Consider the following 6,169-nt stretch of genomic DNA (forward strand, 5'->3'; position numbering starts at 1 on the left):
CCTGCATTGTCCAGGGTGAACATCTAACAAAAAGATTTATCGATTGTTCCGTCTCTTGTACCTCTTTCATTCTCAATATTCTTGTTCATGTTTAGAAATCCTGCCATAAATGAAAACTTCCCTAGTTGCTTTAATATCAACCAAAAATTTTATTCGTTTTTTACAAAGGTCTTTTCTCAGCAATGCCAACCCGCCGGGGATAACCCTTAGGAGTTGGCACAATTTTCTTAATAACGATAATGGTACGTTTTTCCTGACCGGGACCAAGCACAGTTTCATACACATTTTCCACTTCTCCACCTAGTATACCAATCGCTTTTATAGCATTCTCTAATTCACTCCTTCCCTCAACTCCTTTGTATGCAACAAAAATTCCGCCGACTTTTACGAAGGGGAAGCAGTATTCAATTAATATGTTTAATCTAGCCACAGCGCGCGCGACTACTCGGTCAAAGCTATCACGATAATTTTCTTGATGCCCCAGTTCTTCGGCTCTACTCCATATTGCTACACATTCAGTTAAATCCAACTGTTTAATTACCTCGTTGAGAAAATTTACCTTTTTTTTAACGGAATCGAGCAACACCATTTTCAATCCTGGCTGCCAAACCTTCAAAGGGATTCCCGGAAAGCCGGCGCCAGTTCCTACATCAATAATCCTCATGCCCGGGGTAAATTCAACATAGCGGGTGCACATCAGAGAATCAATGAAATGCTTCCAAAGCATAGCTTCATCATCGTCGATCGCTGTTAAATTCATCCGTGTGTTCCATTCTTGGAGAATTTTTTTGTATTTCTCAAGCAGACTTACTTGTTCCTCAGAAAGGGATATCCCCAGTTCCTGAATTGCCTGCTGTAATTTCTCTTTAAAACTAGACAAGTTCGTTCCTTCTTTCCTGTTCACGGCTACGCCGCCACTGCTCTAGGTACACCAGCAAAATAGAAATGTCCGCCGGTGAAACGCCGGAAATCCGTGAAGCCTGTCCAATCGAGGCTGGTCTCAAACGTGTTAATTTTTGTCTCGCTTCAGACGACAAGCCATTTATCTTATTATAATCTATTTCTTCAGGAATCCGCCTGTTCTCCAGCTTTTCAAAACGTTCGACTTGGGCCATTTGCTTACAGATGTACCCCTCATACTTGACCTCAATCTCAATCTGTTCCTTAACCTCATCAGGAACTGCTTTTACTTCTTCCTCCACCATCATCGTGACATCTACATAGCTGATCTCGGGTCGGCGCAGTAGTTCTAATAAAGTTGTCGGCTGTCGCAACTCGCTGCTGCCCTGCTTCTGCAATACCTCCCTCACCTTTGTATTATTCGGGGTGACAGTGGTCTCCTTTAACCATTGGAGCCCTTTTTTTATACCTTCACGTTTTTCACAAAATCGCCGATACCTTTCTGGTGTTACCAAACCAACCTGCCATCCTTTTTCAGTTAATCGTAGATCAGCGTTGTCCTGCCTTAATAACAAGCGGTATTCAGCCCGGGACGTCATAATGCGATACGGTTCATTTGTACCTTTTGTAACCAAGTCATCAATTAAAACACCAATGTAAGCATCAGAACGCTTCAAGATCAGTGGTTCTTCTCCTTTAATAGACAAAGCTGCATTTATTCCAGCTATAATCCCTTGCGCCGCTGCCTCTTCATATCCGGAAGTTCCATTAATCTGCCCGGCACTGAACAATCCAGGCACCGTTTTACATTCCAGGGTCGGCCATAATTGGGTAGGCACCAAATAATCGTATTCGATCGCATACCCAGCCCGCATAACCTGGACGTTCTCTAAACCAGGGATTGTCCGTAACATAGCGATCTGAACATCTTCAGGAAGACTGGTTGACATACCCTGAACATACATCTCCTGAGTGTTCCATCCTTCTGGTTCAATAAATACCTGGTGATTAAGTTTGTCGGCAAAGCGCACAACTTTGTCTTCAATTGAAGGACAGTAACGTGGACCGGTGCCTTTAATCTCACCACTATATAGAGGTGAACGGTGAAGATTATCTCGTATTACTCGATGTGTGGCTTCTGTGGTATAGGTCAACCAGCATGGTACTTGCTTCCGACGCCTAGGGGAATTCATAAAGGAAAAACACCATCCTTGTTCATCCCCAGGTTGCGGAATCATTTTACTAAAATCAATACTACGCCGGTCTACACGCGCCGGGGTTCCAGTCTTAAAGCGACCCAGTTCCAACCCTAAATCACGTAAACTATCGGAGAGCGTGATCGATGGGAACTGACCATGCGGGCCGCTACTGTAAGCGACATCACCGATAATCACCCGCCCCTTGAGATAGGTACCAGTAGTAATCACCACGGCACGGCACTTAAAAATCGCCCCGGTTTTCGTTACTACACCAGCAACCCGGCCATTCTGGGTAATGATTCGTTCCACCATGGCTTGTTTAAGGTCCAGGTTTTTTTGCTTTTGTAGGGTATAGGTCATTTCCCGTTGGTAATCTTTTTTATCTGCTTGAGCCCGCAGCGCACGCACCGCCGGTCCTTTTCCTGTATTTAACATCCGGACCTGGATTAATGTTTTATCTATATTTATACCCATTTCTCCACCCAGGGCATCGATTTCTCGTACCAGGTGACCCTTAGCGGGTCCGCCTATGGCAGGATTACAAGGCATTAATGCAATATTGTCCAGACTGATTGTGAGAATTAAAGTTCGGCAGCCCATGCGTGCGGCCGCCAGTCCGGCTTCACAACCAGCATGTCCTGCCCCGACTACCACGACATCGTATTCCCCCGCGATGTACTCCATACTCTCTCACCCCCAGCTATTTACCGATACAAAATTGGGAAAAGATTTGGTCAATGATGTCTTCAGTCACCGTTTCCCCGGTGATTTCACCTAAGCGTTCCCACGCTTCCCGTATATCAATCGCCAGACAGTCTAGAGATACGCCAGCCACGCATGCATCTACGACATCAGCTAAATTCGCCTGTGCTTCCTCCAGGGCAATTTTATGACGTATATTGCTAACCAGAGGACTTTCCCGTTTGATTGAACCACCAGTGACTATCTCAACAATTTTTTCGTCAAGTTCATTAAGACCTAATTCTTCTTTCGCTGAGATACGCAAGATCTTGGCACCTATTACTAATTCTTCAACCTCTTGCTCATTAAGTCGTTGTTCGACTAAATCTGTTTTATTTATCAAGACAATAGTCGGCTTTTTTTGGGCCATCTCAATGATCCGGCGATCTTCTGCGGACAATTTCTCACCCGCATCCAGTACCAGCAAAACCAAATCAGCCAGATTTAAATATTCCTGAGCCTTTTCTACGCCAATCCTTTCGATCGGGTCACCTGTCTCTCTGATTCCTGCTGTGTCGATAATGCGCACCGGGATTCCTCGAATATTAAGTATTTCTTCTAAAACATCCCGCGTTGTCCCCGGAATATCTGTAACAATGGCCCGCTTTTCCTTGAGTAAGGCATTCAACAGACTGGATTTCCCCACATTTGGCCGTCCAACAATGACTACGCGCAAACCCTCTCGATAAACTCTTCCCTGCTCAGCTGAAATCAGTAAATCAGCAATTGCGGTGCGAATGGTTTCAACTCTGGCTAAAATTTCTCCTCGCGATATTTCCTCGATGTCTTCTTCTGGGAAATCTATGTTTGCCTCAATAAACGCTAACAGTTCAACAATCATGCGACGAACATCTCGTATCCGTTCCGATAACCGACCCTCTAATTGTCCTAAAGCTACGTTTAAACTGGCGTCTGTTTTCGCCCGAATAATATCGATCACCGATTCGGCTTGAGCCAAGTCAATCCTTCCATTCAAAAACGCGCGCTTTGTAAATTCACCCGGTTCGGCCATTCTAGCCCCCGCCTTTAACAACAGCTCCAAGGTTTTTCTCAGCGGGACCAATCCACCATGACAATTAATCTCCACAACATCTTCACCAGTGAAACTTTTCGGCCTTCTCATCAGAGAAACTAAAACTTCATCAACCTTTTCCCCACTAACCGGGTCGATAATATAACCCAAGTGCAGGGTGTGAGTAGCGCATTCCCTCAATCTTATTGCGCGCTTAGCGGAAAATACTTTATCTACAACAGCAATCGCCTGTTCACCACTGACGCGAATAATCCCTATACCGCTCTCGCCAACAGCGGTGGCAATAGCAGCAATCGTATCAGTAAGCACACTCAACAACTCCTTTAAACCAGATCAAAAAAACCGCCCGTGGTTAGAATACTAACAACAAGCGGCCCCACTTGCAAATATCGATATTCCCTTACTATTTGGATTCCGCTTCCTTATCTCTCCGTACTTTTCGCCCCGTCCAACTAATTCTTGAACCGGGGCGATCTACTTTTTTAAAGATATGACCACCTTTCGATATGGTTCATTCCCTTGACTGAATGTATAAACAGAAGGGTCATTTTGCAAGGCCGTATGAATTACCCGCCGCTCGTGAGGATTCATGGGCTCTAACACAACGTTCTTTTTTGTTCTTTTTACTTTATCAGAAAGTCGGTGGGCTAACTTGACTATTGTTTCTTCGCGACGCTTACGGTATTCCTCCACATCAAGCACGATCTTAACTCGTTTTTCACCAGATTTATTGACCGCCAGATTTACCAGGTACTGCAGGGCGTCCAGGGTATCGCCACGCCGTCCAATTAGAATACCTAGGTCTTTGCCACTAAAACAAATATAGATATTGTCCCCGTTCATTTTTACATCTATCTGAGCTTGAACATTCATTGATTTGAAAATTTCTTCTAAAAAAGCGACGGCACGACCGGCCGGATCGTCTTTAACAGTCAAACGGACACGTGCTAAACGGACACCAATTATGCCAAAAATCCCCTTATTACCCTCTTCTAAAACTTCTATTTCCACGTTCTCCCTGCCAACGCCTAATTCCGCTAAAGCCGCCTCAATCGCTTCATCTATTGTTTTTCCGCTTTTTTCGACCATCTTCATTTCTTGTTCCGATCCTCCTTCTTGTTTCTCCCCTCAACTGCCGGTACCGGTATTGGTCGTACTTGCCGATTAATAATGATCTGTTGAATTGCACCCACCACACTAAAGACAACCCAATACAAACCCAACCCGGCCGGAATACTCCGCGCAATCCAGAACAGGAATAACGGCATAAAGATCAACATCATTTTTTGGTTAGGGTCATTGGGCGATACCATGCTTACCTTTTGTTGCCACCAGGTGGTTAAGCCAGCCAATATCGGTATAATCCAGGGATCTGGTTCGCTTAAATTCTGAATCCAAAAAAATCTTGCATGACTTGGATTTATATAATTAAAATGTAAAAGCGCTTGATACAATGCGATTAAGAAAGGCATCTGAACCAGTAAGGGCAAACATCCCGCCAGTGGATTAACATTGTGCTCTCTGTAGAGTTGCATAATCGCTTCCTGCATTTTATCCTTCTTATCATGATATTTACGCTTAATTTCGTCAATTTTCGGTTGAATCTCTTTTAATCCCTTAATCGACATCATTTGTTTAATCGTCAGGGGATACAATACCATCTTGATCACGATCGTTAGCAGAATAATTGCCAACCCATAACTGGGGAGACCAATTTGCACTGTAAAATTATAGAATAATTGTATAATATCAGAAAATCCCGCAACCAGTTTCGCCCACAAAGTTCTTCCCCTGCTCAAACCCTATCGTCTCTCGCCGGTACCATTATCGTTAGGTTTGACGCAGGATTCACCTCCTCCACTCTTCACATAAACCGCTCTCAAAACTCAAAAGAATATTTACGGCCTACCGGCGAGATTAAACAGGGTCATACCCTCCCGGATTAAATGGATGACATCGCAGAATTCGCCGAACACTCAAAAACAAACCCTTAATTATCCCTTTTTTCTCCAGGGCTTGTATGGTATATGTCGAGCAACTGGGATAAAAACGACATGACGGGGTTTTTAAAGGTGAAATATATTTTTGATACAATAAGATCGTCTTAGTTATAACCGACACGAGAATTTTCTCCACTAATATCCCCTGCCCAATCCTAACAGTAATTAAATGAGCCTTTTGCAAAATTAGCTTTTTTGTTAAAGGTAAAACATTGTTAGTCGTTTAGATGTACTCTTTTTTCGCTAGATTAAGGTCAAAAACCAAACCACAATGTAATTTAACATTTTATTCCAGG

General features: G+C 43.8%; 6 protein-coding genes. All 6 read right to left on the reverse strand.

The annotated features are described in order from the left end of the window. Positions 1-160: 160 nt before the first annotated feature. Positions 161-880 (reverse strand): 16S rRNA (guanine(527)-N(7))-methyltransferase RsmG, encoded by a 720-nt coding sequence (gene rsmG, locus HPY81_04995; GenBank protein ID NPV26813.1) that lies wholly within the window; start codon positions 878-880, stop codon positions 161-163. Then, positions 873-2,783 (reverse strand): tRNA uridine-5-carboxymethylaminomethyl(34) synthesis enzyme MnmG, encoded by a 1,911-nt coding sequence (mnmG, locus tag HPY81_05000; protein ID NPV26814.1) that lies wholly within the window; start codon positions 2,781-2,783, stop codon positions 873-875. Before mnmG ends, rsmG begins: the two co-directional genes overlap by 8 nt. A 16-nt stretch (positions 2,784-2,799) precedes the next feature. Then, positions 2,800-4,182: a tRNA uridine-5-carboxymethylaminomethyl(34) synthesis GTPase MnmE gene (gene mnmE, locus HPY81_05005; GenBank protein NPV26815.1), complete on the reverse strand. Its 1,383-nt coding sequence runs from the start codon at positions 4,180-4,182 to the stop codon at positions 2,800-2,802. Positions 4,183-4,347: 165 nt separating this feature from the next. After that, complete coding sequence (locus HPY81_05010; GenBank protein NPV26816.1) at positions 4,348-4,968, reverse strand: protein jag; 621 nt, start codon at positions 4,966-4,968, stop codon at positions 4,348-4,350. Continuing rightward, a complete protein-coding gene (locus HPY81_05015; GenBank protein NPV26817.1) occupies positions 4,965-5,654 on the reverse strand; it encodes a membrane protein insertase YidC in 690 nt (229 codons plus the stop codon). Before HPY81_05015 ends, HPY81_05010 begins: the two co-directional genes overlap by 4 nt. A 136-nt stretch (positions 5,655-5,790) precedes the next feature. Then, a complete protein-coding gene (gene yidD, locus HPY81_05020; protein ID NPV26818.1) occupies positions 5,791-6,000 on the reverse strand; it encodes a membrane protein insertion efficiency factor YidD in 210 nt (69 codons plus the stop codon). Between the last annotated feature and the right edge of the window lie 169 nt (positions 6,001-6,169).

This window comes from Bacillota bacterium (assembly GCA_013178045.1).
Classification (GTDB): Bacteria; Bacillota; Ch66; order Ch66; family Ch66; genus Ch66.